The following is a 16,868-nucleotide window of genomic DNA, read 5'->3' on the forward strand; positions in this document are numbered from 1 at the left end:
GATTGAGGGGCCAGGCAGGTATCACGGCAGATGACGCGTACTCAACGAGGCTGAATGTTCAGCGTGTAGTTTCCCGTCAGGTGGGAGTAGGGGGCGTGGGGCGTAAACCGGCAGACGACGGTGATATTCGCCTGCACGTTTTCAACCTTGACGTACCCATTCATCGCTGTTCCCGGTTGAGTCTGGACGGTGACATTCGGCGGCTTTGGCAGCGGGCTGACGAGGGTGAAGGTTCCACCGCTTCTAACTACATTGTTTTGCGCGTCCAGCAGATCTGCGATCGGAAATCTTTCGACTGTCGCACCTTTAACCGGTGTGATCGGGTTAGTGATCGCGCTGATCCATATTTTCACGGCTTGGTCGGTTGACTCCAGGTCCGGTGAGTTTTCGCGGGGAGGTTCTGGATAGGGAAGGCTCATGGAATGCTCCTTGAAAGGGCGTGAGGTAAATAACTACCGCAGTCAGTTAAAGGCATTCGAACGATCTGAGAACCTGTGAACGTTAACAGTCTTCAAGACTCGATCGTTATATGAAGCAATTTCTATAGAACTTGAGCGTTCCGCAGCACAATGCCTTGGAACGCCCCGTGATTCACGCCAACGCCGTCTCAGCCGGCGAAACAATACTGGTCTTGCCCCCACGCGACTTACCAGAGCTCAAGTACTCGGCAATCGACTCCTGCGTCACTTCCCCAAGGAACACCCGCTCGGCATCCATCACCGGCAACCACGAACGGTTGAACTCGTACATGCGCGACAGCAGGATGCGCAAATGCTCGTCATACGCCGCCGTGGCGTTGAACTCGCGCAAGTATTGGCCGCAGGTACCGGTCTGACGGTGCAGGTCGCGACGTCGTACATAACCCAGCGCCTTGTTCTCGGCACAGGTGACTACCACATAGCGGCGGTCGTGCTCGTCCATCAGTTCCAGCGCGTCGGCCACCGGGGTTTCCGGGCTGACCGACGGGGCGTTGTCCGCGGCGTCTTCGGCCTTGACCAGCAGCAGGCGCTTGAGGGTGCTGTCCTGGCCCACGAAGTTGCTGACGAACTCGTCGGCCGGGTGGGCGAGCAGGGTGTCCGGATGGTCGATTTGCAGCAGCTTGCCAGCGCGGAAGATGGCGATCTTGTCGCCCAGCTTGATGGCTTCGTCGATGTCGTGGCTGACCATGATCACGGTCTTGTTCAGCGCGCGCTGCATCTCGAAGAACTCGTTCTGGATCATCTCGCGGTTGATCGGGTCCACTGCGCCGAATGGCTCATCCATCAGCAGCAGCGGCGCATCGGCCGCCAGTGCGCGGATCACGCCAATACGCTGTTGCTGCCCGCCGGACAATTCACGCGGGTAGCGATGCAGGTACTGCTTGGGCTCCAGCTTGATCATGCTCATCAATTCGCGGGCGCGGTCGTGGCATTTCTGTTTGTCCCAGCCCAGCAGTTTGGGCACGACCACGATGTTTTCTTCGATGGTCATGTTGGGGAACAGGCCGATCTGCTGGATCACATAGCCGATGTTGCGGCGCAGGGTCACTTCATCCAGGTCGGTGGTGTCTTCGCCGTTGATCAAAATCTTGCCCGAGGTGGGCTTGATCAGGCGGTTGATCATTTTCAGCGTGGTGCTCTTGCCGCAGCCCGATGGGCCGAGGAATACGCAAATTTCGCCTTCATTGACGGTCAGGCTTACATCGTTCACGGCGGTGACAGTCTTGCCGTTGCTTTGGAAGGTCTTGGACAGGTTTTGAAGTTCGATCATTTGAGCAATCCTTTTGGAGTCAGCGAGCGTTGCAGCCATTGCAAAAGCAGGTCGGCGAAGATGGCCAGAAGACTGACCAGCACGGCGCCAACGATCAGCATCGACATGTCGCTGCGGCTGATGGAAGCCAGAATAAGTACACCCAGGCCACCGGCGCCGATGGTGGCGGCGATGGTCATCACACCGATATTCATGACGACGGCGGTGCGCACACCGGCAAGAATCACCGGCACGGCGATGGGCAACTCGACCATGCGCAGGCGCTGGCCGAAGGTCATGCCGATGCCGCGTGCGGCCTCGCGAATGCCCGGTTCCACCCCGGTGAGGGCCAGGTAGGTGTTACGCATGATCGGCAGCAGGGAGTAGAGAAACACGGCGGTGATCGCCGGCATCGGCCCCAGGCCCTGGCCGAATTTGGAGTAGAACGGCAGCAGCAGGCCGAACAGGGCGATGGACGGTACGGTCAGCAGCACCGTGGCGCTGGCCTGTAGTGGGCCGGCCAGGGTCGGGAAGCGGGTCATCAGGATACCCAGGGGCACGCCGATCAGGATCGCGAGGATCACGGCGATACCCACCAGGGTAATGTGCTGCCAGGTCAGGTGCAGGACTTGGGCCCAATCAAGATGGGAAAAGGCGTTCAGAAATTCCATGTCTTCTCCTCGTTAGTTGATTGGATGCTGGCGCAGAAAGTCGGCGGCAACAGCGGAGGGGCTTTCGTGGTCGACATCGACCCGCGCATTCAATTCGCGCATGGTTGCGTCGTCGAACAGTTCGGCCAGGGGCTTGAGTTCAGCGGCCAGTTGCGGGTGCTGGTCCAGGTATTGCTGGCGGATCACCGGTGCGGCGGTGTAGTCCGGGAAGTAGTGCTTGTCGTCTTCCAGCAGCTTCAATTTGAACGCGTTCAAGCGGCCGTCGGTGGTGTAGACCAAACCGGCGAACACCTGGCCATTTCGCAGCGCGGTGTAGACCAGGCCCGCGTCCATCTGCCGGGTGTTTTTACGGGTCAGGTTCATGTCATAGAGCTTGACCATGCCGGCCAGGCCGTCGGAGCGGTTGGCGAACTCGGTGTCCAGGGCCACCAGGCGATTGGCCTTGGCGTCTTGCGCCACGGCCTTGGTCAGGTCGCTGATGCTGTTGATTTCGGGATGTTCCTGGGCGACCTTCTCTGGCAGCGCCAGGGCGTAGGTATTGCTGAAACGCGAAGGGGTCAGCCAGACCAGGCCTTTTTTCGCATCGACTTCCTTCACTCGTGCGTAGGATTGCGCGCTGTCGAGCTTCTCGTCGATATGGTTATAGGCCACCAGCGACACGCCGGTGTATTCCCAGATCAGGTCCAGTTGCCCGCTTTCCTGGGCACTGCGCGCCAGGTTGCTGCCCAGGCCGCCGGTCACACGGGCGTCGTAGCCCTTGGTGCGCAGGTACTGGGAGGTGATTTCGGCCAGCAGGGTCTGTTCGGTGAACACCCGAGCGCCGATGCGGATGACCGGTTTTTCAGCGGCTTGCGCTAACCCTGCACACAGCAGGACGCAGCTTAGTATCAACGTCAGTTTTTTCATGTGAATTCCTTTGCCAAGCCTTAAGACGGACGCAACCCGCGTTCCAGCCAGAGGCGGCTGGCCATGGTCACCAGACCGTCAAGCAGCAATGCCAACAGCGCGGTGCACGCGGCGCCGAGCAGCAATTGCGGCTGGTTGTTCAGGGCGATGCCGGGGAAGATCAGGCTGCCCAGGCTGTTGGCGCCAATCAGGAACGCCAGCGGGGCGGTACCGACGTTGATCGCCAGGGCCACGCGCACGCCACCGATGATGATCGGTACGGCGTTGGGCAACTCCACGCGAAACAGCACCTGGCGCGGCGTCATGCCGATGCCGGTGGCGGCTTCTTTGAGGGAGCCCTGGACGTTTTTGAGGCCTTCGTAGGTGTTGCGCACGATGGGCAGGAGGGAGGCCAAGAACAGCGCGAAGATCGCCGGGCCGCTGCCAATGCCGAGGACGCCAAGGGCGATGGCCAGTACGGCCAGGGGAGGGACGGTGTTGCCGATGTTGAAGATCTGCATGAAGCGTTCTGCGCGCCCGACCATGTGCGGTCGGCTAAGCAGGATACCGGCGGGGATGCCCACAACGAGGGCCGCCAGCATGGAGACTAGAACGAGGATCAAATGTGCTTGCAGGTAAAACAACAAATCGTCGCGGTACAGTTCGATCGTGTTGATGCCGATCCAGTGGACCAGCAGGGCCAAGAGGGCGACGACAACCGCTCCTCCTATCAGCCCTTTGCCATAGCGAATAGCCACAGGCGGACTCCTTTATTTCAGTCGGCGAGCACATTTCCGAGCGGCAATGCCATTCCTGGCTGTCGGCGAATGTGGTCGCGAAAAGCAGCTCGTCCATACCGGCAACGCGGTATCAATCCGAGCCATGAGCGCAGCCTCGTCAGGCTAACTTGCTGATTTATCAGCCCCTGTTCCGAGTGCGGTAGCAGGGGAGTGGACGTCTCGACCTTTTAAAAGGTTCCACACTTGGCAGCATTTAGCCACCCCTAATCGGGTGAACGGTGGTCCGGCACCCTGGGATTACGCTATACTCGCCGCCCTTTTTTGACTCACCTGCCAGGCGATTTCCCATGACCCACCAGGCCGCCGAAGTCGCGAAACGCCGCACTTTCGCCATTATTTCCCACCCCGATGCCGGTAAAACCACCATCACCGAGAAGCTGTTGCTGATGGGCAAGGCAATCGCGGTGGCCGGCACGGTGAAATCCCGCAAATCCGACCGCCATGCCACCTCCGACTGGATGGAAATGGAAAAACAACGGGGTATTTCCATTACCACGTCGGTCATGCAGTTCCCGTATCGCGACCACATGGTCAACCTGCTTGATACCCCAGGCCACGAAGACTTCTCCGAAGACACCTACCGCACCCTGACCGCGGTTGACTCGGCGTTGATGGTGCTCGACGGCGGTAAAGGCGTCGAGCCACGGACCATCGCCCTGATGGACGTGTGCCGCCTGCGCGACACGCCCATCGTCAGCTTCATCAACAAACTCGACCGCGACATCCGCGACCCCATCGAGCTGTTGGATGAAATCGAAGCCGTCCTGAAGATCAAGGCCGCGCCGATTACCTGGCCGATTGGTTGCTACCGCGACTTCAAGGGCGTGTACCACCTGGCCGACGACTACATCATTGTCTACACCGCCGGCCACGGTCACGAACGCACCGAGACCAAGATCATCGAAAAGCTCGATTCGGACGAAGCCCGCGCCCACCTGGGTGACGAGTACGACCGCTTTGTCGACCAGTTGGAACTGGTGCAGGGCGCTTGCCACGAGTTCAACCAGCAGGAGTTCCTCGACGGTCAGCTGACCCCGGTGTTCTTCGGTACAGCCCTGGGCAACTTTGGCGTGGACCACGTGCTGGACGCTGTGGTCGATTGGGCCCCGCGCCCACTGGCCCGTGTTGCCAACGAGCGCACCGTAGAGCCGGTTGAAGAAAAATTCACCGGCTTCGTGTTCAAAATCCAGGCGAACATGGACCCTAAACACCGCGACCGTATCGCCTTCATGCGCATCTGCTCCGGCAAATACGAAAAAGGCATGAAGATGCGCCACGTGCGCACCGGCAAGGACGTACGCATCGGCGACGCCCTGACGTTCTTCTCCTCCGAGCGTGAACAGCTCGAAGAAGCCTACGCCGGCGACATCATCGGCCTGCACAACCACGGCACCATCCAGATCGGCGACACCTTCACCGAAGGCGAAACCCTGGGCTTCACCGGCATCCCGCACTTCGCCCCGGAACTGTTCCGCCGCGTACGCCTGCGCGACCCGCTCAAATCCAAGCAACTGCGCCAAGGCTTGCAGCAACTGGCGGAAGAGGGCGCCACCCAGGTGTTCTTCCCCGAGCGCAGCAACGACATCATCCTCGGCGCCGTCGGTGTGCTGCAGTTCGATGTGGTCGCCAGCCGTTTGAAAGAGGAATACAAGGTCGAGTGCTCCTACGAGCCGATCACCGTGTACTCCGCGCGCTGGATCGATTGCAGCGATAAGAAGAAGCTGGAAGAGTTCTCCAACAAGGCCGTGGAAAACCTTGCGGTGGACGGCGGTGGTCACCTGACCTACCTGGCGCCGACCCGGGTGAACCTGGCGTTGATGGAAGAGCGCTGGCCGGATGTGAAGTTCCGTGCGACGCGTGAGCATCATTAAGTCTTGAGCTGTAAAACCCAAAGCCCGGTCGCGAAAGCACCGGGTTTTTTTTGCGGTTTTTTTGAGTCGCGTGGAATATTTCTCTAGTGGTTTCCTACCGCTGTACGTGGTTGGTATTTGTAGTTTTAATCGAATTCAACCCGGTCGACTTTCGGGTTTTCAAAAGAGTGTTAGTGATGTTTATATTGTTTATTTCATTGTGGGTGAAGTATCACAAGTATTTAAGGGGTTTCTTTGGTGGTTTGGGAATGGTATTTCGTTTGTTGTAGGTGGCTTCTGAATTTTTAATATTTCTTTGCTTTTTCTTTATGAGTTGCACTAGGTTTGATTTGTCGGAAAGCTCTCGTTGAGCTTCTGGTTGGTCGTAATGCTCGGTTTCAGTTGTCGTTGAGATAAGCAGTCATTGTTTTCTTGGGCGAATGTCAACGGTTGTTAATCGAACCTATTAAGGTGCTAAGGATATGAGCAAGGCAGGCGCTACTCTTGATCCGGCAAGTCCAAACATTCCTAAGGTAATGTTGGCTCAACTCATTAGGGCCGAGCGATACGGCCAGCCATCAAGTGCATTTGTTATTGAGTTGGTGCCCGTGCCTAGCCTTCAACCCGATGAGTGCTTGGTTAAAGTGATGGCGGCCGGTGTCAATCATAATGGCGTTTGGGCGGCACGGGGATATCCAGTTGATGTTATTGAGCTTCAGCGATCTCGCGGTGAGCCGTATGACTTTCATATTGCCGGGTCCGATGCTTCCGGAATCGTTGTTGCTGTAGGCAAAGAGGTATGTGGCATATCTGTCGGTGATGAGGTCGTCCTGCATTGCGGTTGGTGGGATCGTGACGCAGTGGCCGATGAGATTATGGACAAGTCAGCAAAGATATGGGGTTACGAAGTTAATTTCGGAGCCTTTGCGGAGTACACCAGGGTTAGAGAGCAAGCGATTTTGCCCAAGCCTGCGCACTTAAGCTGGGAGCAAGCAGCGTCCTACATGCTCTGCGGGGCAACAGCCTATCGGATGCTGCATGGCTTCGCCCCGCACACGGTCAAGCCGGGCGATGTTGTTCTCATCTGGGGAGGGAGTGGCGGAATGGGGTCGATGGCAATCCAATTGGTCAACGCCGCTGGAGGCATCCCCATTGCTGTAGTGAGCAGCGACGAGAAAGCAGAGTATTGCCAGCAAATTGGTGCCAGAGGCTCGATCAATCGTCAGAAGTATAAGCATTGGGGGACGCTCGAGGACATAGGAGACTCGGCCAGATACGTTCAATGGCTCAGTGAAGCGAAACGCTTTCAACGAGAAATCTGGAGTTTGGTTGGAGAAAAGAAAAATCCAAATATAGTGATTGAACACCCTGGCGAAGATACATTTCCGACCTCATCTTTTGTTTGTGAAGCCGGCGGGATGGTGGTTATTTGTGCTGGCACCAGTGGGTATATAGGCACTTTTGATATTCGCTATCAGTGGATGCGACAAAAAAGATTCCAAGGTTCGCATTTTGCAAATTCGGCTCAATGCGTTGCGTTCAATAACTTGGTTGTGGAGGGTCTTGTAAATCCCTGTTTGACGAGGGTCTTTGATTTTGAAGACTTGCCGGAAGCCCATCAAATTATGCTCGACAATAGAGGGCTTCTTGGTAATTTCGTGATCCGAATAGGTAGTCAAACATAAGAGGTGAACTCATGGTGTTCATTCGACGGTTTGCCGAGTTCGCTCGGGAGTACCCAGGTGTTCCAGCAGTGTCTGCGGCCTCATCAGAAGTTTCATATGGCCAATTGTATAATAGCGCTCTGCGTGTGGCGGGGATGATTTCATTGACCGGTTCGGGGGCAATGATTGGTGTCATGATGGAGAAAAGCATTGATTATGTTGTGTCGGTGCTGGCGGTGCATTTATTAGGGCGAACCGTAGTTCCGTTAGATAAAAAATATCCGATTGAACGGTTGCGCGGGATGATCATTTCTATCGATTTGTCGTTATGTCTGCTGAACGAGCAGGAGAACGCCGAACTGACAGTGATGTTGAACGAACAGACCCGCACATTGAATATTAATGAGCCTACTACGGCAGCACTCGGTACCGACTATCCAGCTATCAAGACGGATATATCGGATGAGCTGCCGGCCTATGTGGTCTTTACCTCCGGAACAACCGGGCAGCCCAAGCCGGTCATGTTGCCGTATCGCTCGCTCACGACTCTGATCGACTGGATGGGAAAAACGACTGCTCAGACAGGTACCACGTTGTTGTACGCAGCCCAAGGTTTTGATGTCGCCTTTCAGGAGATTTACAGTGCGCTGTGCCAAGGCGATCGCCTGCTCATCGTGACGGATGAACAAAAGAAAGACCTACATGCACTGACTACACTGCTGCTCACTGGCGGCGTGACGCGCCTTTTTCTGCCAACCTCAATGCTGATTCCTCTGGTCACATTCAATCTTCGCGATTTGGCGGTGTTGGTGAACTTGAGGGAAATAATTTGTGCTGGCGAGCCGTTGAAGATTAGTCCTGCCGTCAGGCAGTGGTTCAAGGCTAACCCCCAGTGCCGTCTCATCAATCAGTACGGCCCGACCGAAACGCACGTGGTGATGGAACATCGGCTCGAAGGCGCGCCGGAAAACTGGCCGGATTTGCCACCTATTGGTCAGGTGACCCCAGCCAGCACGGCCTACCTGTTTGATGACAACTTGCAGCCGGTTATGCCTGGTCATGAGGGACAGCTCTACATCGCGGGCAGCTCATTGGCATTGGGTTACTACGGTATGTCCGCTCAAACGGCCGAGAAGTTCGTGAGGCATCCTCAGACGCACGAACGGATGTACAACACCGGTGATATTTGTTTCCTCAACGAGCAATCGTTGTTCGAGTACGTAGGGCGCCGTGATAGGCAACTCAAGATCCGAGGTTATCGTGTCGAGTTAAAGGAAATCGAGACCGTCGCGGCTAATGCCAATTTAGTCGATGAGTGCCTCGTCGTGGCCAGACAGTCCGGTCAAACTACGACATTAATCTTGTATTTCACGGCCCAAGCGTCCGATCAAGATTTTAGTATGAGCCTGCACAGGCACCTGCTGGCAAGGTTGCCTGATTACATGCTGCCGTCCTTCTACAAAAAAATTTCCGCCATTCCGTTGACACAAAATGGCAAGGTCGATCTGCAACAGCTGCCTCAAGTAGGGGCAATGCAATCGAACCGTTCAACGAATTACGTTGAGCCGCTGGGTGAGCTTGAAACGAGGGTGTGCGAGCTGGCTGCCTGTTGTTTCGGTTTGGACCATGTCGGCGCCACAGATAACTTTATGGATGCGGGTGCGAACTCCATTACCTTGATTTCCTTGCTGGCCGAGTTGCGTTATGCGTTGGCCCATGCGTTCCGTCAGACGGATCTATTCGAGTATCCGACGCCCAGGTTGTTGTGCTCCTTTTATCAGCGCTCGTTGGAGGCGACACAACCGCATGCCTCGACAGTTGCTATTGCCAGCAGTCAGCAAAACAGGTCGGCCGCCATTCAACGTTCTCGTGAAAGAAACGGGGGCTGACATGCGCGCTCATGAAGAACACCAGGGACTGAATGATGAAAGCCATATTGCGATTATCGGTATGTCTTGCCGATTTCCAGGGGCCACATCGGTCCACCAATACTGGCAAAACCTGTTGGAAGGTGTTGAAAGCATTCATGTCGAGACCGGCGCGCAGGGGCAGATTCTGGCTCGCGCCGAGCTTGCGGGTCTAGAAGACTTTGATTACGAGTTTTTCGGGTTTAGTTACAAGGAAGCCCAGTTGCTGGATCCCCAACACAGAATCTTGCTCGAGTGTGCATGGGAGGTGTTGGAGGATGCATCGTTACACGCGCAGGCCGGTTCTGTTGGCGTATTTTGTGGTGCTGGCCCCAGCTCCTATTTCATCAACAATATTCATGCTCAGCGTGATCGCGACAGTGCCTGTGGTCTGTATCAATCCTGCGAAGCACTTGCGCAGTTCATGGCCACGGATAAAGAATTCCTCGCCAGCCGCATCGCCTACAAACTCAATTGTTGTGGTCCTGCAGTAAACGTTCAGGCCGCTTGTGCGACCTCGATATTCGGTATTCAAGCCGCCATACAGGCGCTATTGCTGAGAGAGTGCGACGCGGCACTGGTTGGTGCCGCTGGGATCTCTGTACCGCAATCAATGCCGTACTACTTTGAGCCCGGCATGCCGTTCAGCGCCGATGGGCATTGTCGTCCGTTCGATGTTAAGGCCAGCGGTACGGTGTTTGGTTCGGGGGCCGCGGTGGTAGGACTAAAGAGACTCAGTGACGCACTGGCTGACGGTGATCAGATCCATGCCGTGATTCGCTCGGTCGCCACCAACAATGACGGCGCTTTTAGAGCGGGCATGTCGGCACCTTCTGTGGCAGGGCAGGCACGGGTCATTCGTGAAGCACTCGCTATCGCCGGTGTTGATCCGGGGCAGGTTAGTTACGTCGAAGCCCATGGTACTGCTACCCCCATCGGGGACCCCATTGAAATCAAAGCTTTGGCCAATGCCTATGTCGGCCGTGATCGCGAACACACCTGTCACCTTGGGAGTGTCAAAGGCAACATCGGGCACTTGGGCTGGGCGGCTGGCCTGGCCGGTCTGATCAAGGCTGTCCTGATCACTCGGCACAAGATAATTCCCCCGACCATCAATTTCGAACAGTACAACCCTAATCTCTACATTGAGGAAACCCCTTTTGCCGTCAACCGGCAACGAGTAGTCCTCAGTGATCCTGAAGTCATCGTAGGGGTCAGTAGCTTTGGCTTGGGTGGCAATAACTCACACCTGATTGTCGAGACGGCACCGGTTCGCAAGGGTGCTAGTTCACCACTCGAATTTGAGCGGACCTGCCTGATTCCAGTCTCGGCCAAAACGATAGACGGCCTGCAACAGCTATGCACTGGCTACCGTCAGTTTCTTGAAGATCAACCGGACGAGAACTTCCCCTTGTTCGCCGCCAATCTTCTTCATTCCAGATCGATATTCGAGCAACGGGCGTACGTCATCGCCAGCAATCGCAGGGAGGCCATCGACGCACTTAATGGATTGACCTTCGGGGCTCGGCCGCCGGCTGTGAGCTCGCCAAGGGTCGGGCTGATATTTTCGGGCCAAGGGGGTGAACATCGGGACATGGGGCGAGAGCTCTATCTCCATGAAGCGCTGTTCAAGGACGAACTGGACGGATTCGATCCAGTCTGCCGAGACGTCTTCGGTGCCTCTGCCGCAGAGCTGTTGTTCAATCCCCGTATCAACTGGAAAATCGAGGAAGATATTACGTTCTCGCAGCCCATGACGTTTGCTCTTCAAGTGTCGATGGCTCGGCTGTTTCTGAGTAGTGGGCTAATCCCTGTGGCACTGTTCGGGCATAGCTTGGGTGAGTACGCGGCTGCCTGCGTCGCAGGTGTGTTCACTGCCGAGCAGGGTTTTCGGATGCTTGTACAGCGCAGCCGATTGCTGGACTCGTTGGGAGATATCGGTGCCATGGTGGCCCTTGGGGGCGATCACCAGTGCGTGTCGAGATTAATCGAAGGCACTCCTGGTGTGCTGTCGATTGCCGCTTTGAATTCGATAAGTAACACGGTGGTTTCCGGAGCGTTGGAAGCGGTTGAGCAGCTCATAAAAAACGCGGACAGCTTAGGAGTAAGCGCAACGCGCTTGAAGATTTCACGTCCCGGGCACTCTTCGTTGTTAGACCCTTTGCTAGACCGCTTTGAAGCCCATCTGAATAGTTTCGAATTGAACCTACCTGTTTTGCCTTTCATTTCCACGGTAACCGGCACGCTGATGAGCGATGAGGTGGCAACGTCGCATTACTGGCGTCGTCAGTTGCGTCAAACCGTGAATTTCCGAGCAAGCGTTGCCTCAGCACTTGAGCTGGGTTGCACTCATTTGGTCGAGATTGGGCCGAAAGCCATTTTGTCCGGTCTGGTGCTCAGTGAGGCCGCAGATCGATTGAGTGTGTTGCCCATGGCAAGGGGAGGGCATTTGGATCATCGACAATACTTGAAGATGCTGGGTGAGTTGTTCAGGGCGGGCACTGATGCTCATCTTCCATTCACACAAGAGCGGGCGCCGGTTTTGACGGGTTTGCCGACGTATCCTTTCCAGCGCGTTCGCTGCTGGATTGAAGCGTCTGGGCCGGCTCACGCTTTGGCCGGACAAGCCTATCAGTCGGTGTGGCGCCCGCTGACAGTGGAGTGGATGAATAGCCACTCGGCTGCCGGGCAAAAGGTGTTGTTCCTCACGCCAAACGAGACATTCAACAAGGCTGAAACCCGCTATCTGGAAAACGCCTTCCGCCAGTTCCGCTGCTTCGCATTGAATCGCTTGATGGGCAACGACGCATTATCGCGTGAAGCCTTGAATGTTGCCGCGCTGGAATTTGACGGCATCTGGAAGGAGGATGTTGACGGCTTGGACCGAGTGTATCTCGACCTGCGGCACTTGCCGAACAATGACGTATCGACTGCAATCGATGTCTGTGCAGGTGTCTTGAACCTGTTGCGCTCTGTGCCTGTGGGGCATGATCGACAACCACATTTTTGTCTGTTGTTCGCCACATCGGTCATCCGCGAGGAGGACATGAGCCTCAACCCGGTGGCAAACAGTGTTGTGGGCATGCTTCGCTCTGTGTTGATCGAAGAGCCTGACTGGAAAGTGACGGTCCTACACTTTATCAGGGGGCAATCGCCCACAGGTTTTGAGGAAGCCAACCCTATTGTATTGTTGCCGTTTACCGACGAGCTCGTCGTTACGGTCAGGCAAGCGCAAGCTTTTGTACTACGGCTGGAAAGGGCCAGGGATAGCAATGACGTCCGCTATCGTTTCCCTGCCGATCAAAGCTACCTACTGATCGGCGGTGCGGGCGGCATCGGCAGGCAGTTGATCGAAAGCCTTTGCGCTGATCAGATCCGGTGCATTCATGTTCTCGGACGCTCATCAGCGCCTAGTGAGGCGATGCAGGCGCTGATGATGCGTTACCCGAATGTCCGGTATCTGGGGGTCGACCTTGCGTCAAAGCAAGGGCGCGATGAATGTGCGAATTGGCTGCAATCCACAGTGCTTGGCACGTTGACCATTTTCAATCTGGCCGTCGATCTCCATGACCAGTTGGCCAATGAGGTTCAGGTTGAAGATCTGCAGCGCGCGTTCGACGCAAAATGCACGAGTGTCCTGACTCTTTATCAACTGCTATGCGACCAGAAGCGGGAGATTGAGTGTGTGTTCAATTTCTCTTCTGCCACTTCAATTCTGGGTAATGGTGGACAGTCGACCTATGGTGCAGCCAGTGCCTTTCTCGACGCCGCCCATGACACATTGTTCTGCCGGGCATCCAAGGTAGTGACAATCAATTGGGGGGTATGGGGCGATGCTGGAAAGCTTTGCGGTAACCATCGACGAATGCAGGTGCTCAAAGCCACTGGCTTGAACAGCCACAGCTGTGAAGAAGGTTTTTTTGTTGTCCGCCAACTACTGGCCGGACCCTCCAGAATTGCGGGGTTCATGAACATTGACGCCAAGGCCTTGGGAGACAGGTCCCGGGTGTGTGCACGGTTCCTTGAGCAACTAATAACGGACAACAACAATCAACATAGGGCCAGGCCGGTCGGAGTTTCGGCTCACCTTCTTGAGTGCACCGACAACGCTCAGGTGGTTGGCGTGCTCGAGACCTGGCTCGTAGCGACAGTTGATTCGCTGGTGGGTCTTGAAGCGCCGAACTGTGGCTACGACAAGATCAAAGCGTTTGGTTTCAAGGCTCTGGGTTTTGACTCGTTGGCGCTGGTTCAACTGAAGAATGCACTCGTTACGCAATTTGAACTGCCGTTGACCGTCAAACATCTAAATGCCATGCAGGCGTTAAGCGAATTACAGGCGGCCCTTGTGGCGCACGTCAATAAGCCAGCGTGGCATGCAGTTCATAGCAAGCACAACGACTCTGTTGAAACGCTGGACATAGCCGTTTCACTGCAACAAAAGCGCTGGATTTCGCTTATTGGCAAGGACTACGGACTCCGCATCATCCCTTATTTGATTTACTGTCGCTTCGATGCTGAACACTGCCGAAAAGCGTTGTTCCGGGTAGTGGATGAGCACCGCTTGCTGCGAACGTATTTTCCGCAAGGACAACCCGTCGTTAGAACCACAGCTGAAGTCCTTCAGGACTTTGGCGTGCTGTTTACAGATTTTTCTTCACACACGGCTGCGGGCAAAACAAAGCATATCGCCGCTCTTGTGCAGGCCATGGCGCAGGCATTGCCTAAGCCAGAAAACAATGTGACTTGGGCGATTCACTTTATCGATGTTGGGGAGCCATTTTTCATCGCATTGATAGGGGTTCAACATCTGGAGTTCGATGGCAAGTCCCTGACCCTATTCTTTGACCGGTTTGGTGAGTGTCTGCACAGACTCGCCGAGCATCAACCCTTGAGTCGTATGGATCACGACATCTGCTACGCGGATTATGCACGTCGCCAGCAGCAATATCTGAGTCAGCAATGGGGCATTGACGCCGGTTTCTTCAAGGGTCTGTTCAACGCCTTTGAAGGCCCTACTGTCCTGCCTGCACATCCGGGTTTTGCCTCTACTGCAGCGTGCTTGGCGTCCAGGTACAGCGTCGAAGTCACCGATGGGAACCGTATTTTGAGCGAGCTGGCTGATCGCTATGGATTCAGCGTTTTTAATGCGATTTTGTATGTTTATGCCAAGACAATGGCTGACGTCATTGGTTGTGATCAGTTGATTATCTGTGCAATCAACAGTGGGCGTGGCTTGAGCGAATTCAACAATGTGATCGGTCCGTTCACCGCTCCGCTACCGGTACCGATCACGGTGCATCACGACTGGTTGAGCGGTATCGCTACGGTTGCACGCACGCTGGAGGCCCTTCAGGGTTATCCGCTCATGCATCCGTCCATGCTGATAGATGAAGTGCCGACGTTTTGCGCAATGGCTGGCGACACCTACTTTTCGGATGTGGGCATCAACTTCCTCAACTATCGCCACTGCTCTGAGTCCCCGGGTAAGGTTCGAATCGAAGGCGTAGAGATCCTCGGTCCAGTATCGGAAGGGTTGTTGTCGGGGGCCAATATCGAAGACATGCGGCGAGTGCCGGGTCTGCATCTGGTAGTTGAAATCAATGGAGGTGATTTGCGATTCAACTTCTGGCACCACACGCCGCGGTTCTCAACCGCAGAGGTTGAGGACTGGGGGCATCGCATGGTGCGTTACCTGAACCAGTTGCTTAGCCTGGCGAGCGCGACCGATGAGCACTGAGCCGCTTACACTGCTGTGCTTCTCCTACGCGGGGGGTAGTGCCGGTTTTTATGCGCGCTGGCGTCGTGTGTTGCCAAATATCAGGGTGATTCCCGTTGAAATTCCGCTACGGGGTGGGCTGAAGCACGCACCGGCGTTGCTCACCCGTGATGGACTGATCGACTACTTGATGGCTGAGTATGCTCGATGGTGCGTTCATCCTTTTGCCCTCTTTGGACACAGCCTAGGCGGGCGTGTCGCGTTTGAGTTCCAGTGCGTGTTAGAGCAAACACGAGGACTAAAAGCCGTGCGATTGTTTATCAGCGGGTGCCTGGCGCCTGAGCGGTTTTCCGAGGCGATGCGTACCCGTGAGCGAGATCTGAGCGATTCAGCCTTATTGCGGATGTTGGCAGACTTAGGGGGAACACCGCCGGAATTGATGGCCAATCCGGCACTGATGAACACGGCACTGCCTATGATCAGGGCCGACTTTCAGTTGGCTATCGATCTTTCGAAACGCACAGTTACTCCTGTTTCCGTGCCTATTGATCTATTGCTGGGCAACCGGGACAAGGTGACCAGTCTATTTGACGATTATCCAGCCTGGGCATTTCACACCTCCAATGGATGCCAAGTATCGGTCATTGATGGGGATCATTTTTTTATTCGCTCCCAAGCAATATTGGTCGCCAGATTGGTGGGGAAAAGACTGCAGGAGTTTGTATTAAATGAGGATTGAACCGCAGGTGCGGGATGGCTTGGCTAGCGGTGTTGGGTCATTGCAGGTCATCGGGCAGCACATGGTTGAAAGAGCGCAGTACGAACCGGCCTGCACCTACCGCTGGTGCATACATGATGTCGTTCGTGATACTCGTCATGCGTTTAATGAGCACTCCCGTGTCCCGGCCTCAAGTACCCGCAAGCTTTATATCTTAGTGGCGGTGCTGTTGCTGATTGAACAGGGAGAGCTGACATTGAGCGACAGTGTCGTTGTGGATAACCTGAACGCGGGTGTTCAAACCTGCGGCGGCCTTTGGTTGTTGGACAGCCCCCGGGCATTCACCATCGCTGAACTGCTCAAGTTGATGATGGGTTTAAGCGATAACATCGCGACCTTTTATCTTGTGGATTTACTCGGTCTTGAGCGTCTGAACGCGTTGTCGACGGTCATGGGGCTGGCCGGCACTTGGCATTTGTCGGCGGTACCGAGTGAAGCGTTGGCGGCGGATCATCCGCTGAGTGCTGTCAATACCACCACGGCATCCGATCTAGTTGTGGCGTTGTCAATACTGGTTAAAGGTGCAAACAGTCGATTAAGTGCTGGTAAGGCGTTTATTCGTCCGCAGTTGTGCGCGTTCGGCTTGACATGCATGCGCGCTCAGCAAGATAGCACTGCGATCAGGAGCTGGCTGAGAGATACGGACCAAGTAGGTGACAAGCACGGCATAGGGTATCGCAACTACAACAGCGTCGCTTACTTTGCCCATGATGGTGCGGTAAGGGTCATCTTTTCGATCGTCGTGGACGACCTGTATCGCATTAAAAGCCCCAGGCCGGCCTTTGCTTACGCCAGAGACTTCATTGCGCTGTTTTCCCGTCTTCTGGATGACTACGCAAGATGTGAATATCTCTCCGAGGCGTTTTGAA

At 55.4% G+C, this 16,868-nt stretch carries 11 protein-coding genes; 6 read left to right on the forward strand and 5 right to left on the reverse strand.

Features of this window, described 5'->3' with window-relative positions; translation table 11 throughout:
- Positions 1 to 41 precede the first annotated feature (41 nt).
- The 5 genes from DYL59_RS00315 to DYL59_RS00335 form a co-directional block, all read right to left on the reverse strand.
- The gene (locus DYL59_RS00315) at positions 42 to 419 is read right to left on the reverse strand and encodes a hypothetical protein (RefSeq protein WP_135287372.1); all 378 of its coding nucleotides are present in this window, start codon (positions 417 to 419) and stop codon (positions 42 to 44) included.
- Between the two features lie 172 nt (positions 420 to 591).
- Positions 592 to 1,749 carry an osmoprotectant ABC transporter ATP-binding protein OsmV gene (locus DYL59_RS00320; RefSeq protein WP_003171711.1) on the reverse strand — a complete coding sequence of 386 codons (1,158 nt, stop codon included), beginning with the start codon at positions 1,747 to 1,749 and terminating at the stop codon, positions 592 to 594.
- Positions 1,746 to 2,399: an ABC transporter permease gene (locus tag DYL59_RS00325; RefSeq protein WP_135287373.1), complete on the reverse strand. Its 654-nt coding sequence runs from the start codon at positions 2,397 to 2,399 to the stop codon at positions 1,746 to 1,748. Before DYL59_RS00325 ends, DYL59_RS00320 begins: the two co-directional genes overlap by 4 nt.
- Before the next feature lie 12 nt (positions 2,400 to 2,411).
- Positions 2,412 to 3,305, reverse strand: a complete 894-nt coding sequence (locus tag DYL59_RS00330; RefSeq protein ID WP_135287374.1) for a glycine betaine ABC transporter substrate-binding protein — start codon at positions 3,303 to 3,305, stop codon at positions 2,412 to 2,414.
- A gap of 20 nt (positions 3,306 to 3,325) precedes the next feature.
- A complete protein-coding gene (locus DYL59_RS00335; protein WP_122489589.1) occupies positions 3,326 to 4,042 on the reverse strand; it encodes an ABC transporter permease in 717 nt (238 codons plus the stop codon).
- Positions 4,043 to 4,371: 329 nt separating this feature from the next.
- Between DYL59_RS00335 and DYL59_RS00340 the strand changes: the two genes are divergently transcribed.
- The 6 genes from DYL59_RS00340 (at position 4,372) to DYL59_RS00365 (ending at position 16,867) form a co-directional block, all read left to right on the forward strand.
- A complete protein-coding gene (locus DYL59_RS00340; protein ID WP_135287375.1) occupies positions 4,372 to 5,955 on the forward strand; it encodes a peptide chain release factor 3 in 1,584 nt (527 codons plus the stop codon).
- A gap of 461 nt (positions 5,956 to 6,416) precedes the next feature.
- Positions 6,417 to 7,619 (forward strand): crotonyl-CoA carboxylase/reductase, encoded by a 1,203-nt coding sequence (ccrA, locus tag DYL59_RS00345; protein ID WP_202877190.1) that lies wholly within the window; start codon positions 6,417 to 6,419, stop codon positions 7,617 to 7,619.
- Between the two features lie 11 nt (positions 7,620 to 7,630).
- A complete protein-coding gene (locus DYL59_RS00350; protein WP_135287376.1) occupies positions 7,631 to 9,487 on the forward strand; it encodes a non-ribosomal peptide synthetase in 1,857 nt (618 codons plus the stop codon).
- A 1-nt stretch (position 9,488) separates the two neighbouring features.
- The gene (locus tag DYL59_RS00355) at positions 9,489 to 15,242 is read left to right on the forward strand and encodes a type I polyketide synthase (protein ID WP_167496638.1); all 5,754 of its coding nucleotides are present in this window, start codon (positions 9,489 to 9,491) and stop codon (positions 15,240 to 15,242) included.
- Entirely contained in the window at positions 15,232 to 15,960 is a 729-nt protein-coding gene (locus tag DYL59_RS00360) for a thioesterase II family protein (protein WP_135287378.1), read from the forward strand. Before DYL59_RS00355 ends, DYL59_RS00360 begins: the two co-directional genes overlap by 11 nt.
- Positions 15,950 to 16,867 carry a serine hydrolase gene (locus DYL59_RS00365; protein ID WP_135287379.1) on the forward strand — a complete coding sequence of 306 codons (918 nt, stop codon included), beginning with the start codon at positions 15,950 to 15,952 and terminating at the stop codon, positions 16,865 to 16,867. Before DYL59_RS00360 ends, DYL59_RS00365 begins: the two co-directional genes overlap by 11 nt.
- Position 16,868 lies beyond the last annotated feature (1 nt).

Source organism: Pseudomonas kairouanensis (assembly GCF_004682055.1).
GTDB lineage: Bacteria > Pseudomonadota > Gammaproteobacteria > Pseudomonadales > Pseudomonadaceae > Aquipseudomonas > Aquipseudomonas kairouanensis.

What these genes read in the sequence shown, in the direction of transcription:
- DYL59_RS00350 (WP_135287376.1), top strand. Translation starts at nt 7,631, where the DNA reads ATGGTGTTCATTCGACGGTTTGCCGAGTTCGCTCGGGAGTACCCAGGT.
- DYL59_RS00340 (WP_135287375.1), top strand. Translation starts at nt 4,372, where the DNA reads ATGACCCACCAGGCCGCCGAAGTCGCGAAACGCCGCACTTTCGCCATT.
- DYL59_RS00320 (WP_003171711.1), bottom strand. Translation starts at nt 1,749, where the DNA reads ATGATCGAACTTCAAAACCTGTCCAAGACCTTCCAAAGCAACGGCAAG.
- DYL59_RS00325 (WP_135287373.1), bottom strand. Translation starts at nt 2,399, where the DNA reads ATGGAATTTCTGAACGCCTTTTCCCATCTTGATTGGGCCCAAGTCCTG.
- DYL59_RS00315 (WP_135287372.1), bottom strand. Translation starts at nt 419, where the DNA reads ATGAGCCTTCCCTATCCAGAACCTCCCCGCGAAAACTCACCGGACCTG.
- DYL59_RS00360 (WP_135287378.1), top strand. Translation starts at nt 15,232, where the DNA reads ATGAGCACTGAGCCGCTTACACTGCTGTGCTTCTCCTACGCGGGGGGT.
- DYL59_RS00365 (WP_135287379.1), top strand. Translation starts at nt 15,950, where the DNA reads ATGAGGATTGAACCGCAGGTGCGGGATGGCTTGGCTAGCGGTGTTGGG.
- ccrA (WP_202877190.1), top strand. Translation starts at nt 6,417, where the DNA reads ATGAGCAAGGCAGGCGCTACTCTTGATCCGGCAAGTCCAAACATTCCT.
- DYL59_RS00330 (WP_135287374.1), bottom strand. Translation starts at nt 3,305, where the DNA reads ATGAAAAAACTGACGTTGATACTAAGCTGCGTCCTGCTGTGTGCAGGG.
- DYL59_RS00355 (WP_167496638.1), top strand. Translation starts at nt 9,489, where the DNA reads ATGCGCGCTCATGAAGAACACCAGGGACTGAATGATGAAAGCCATATT.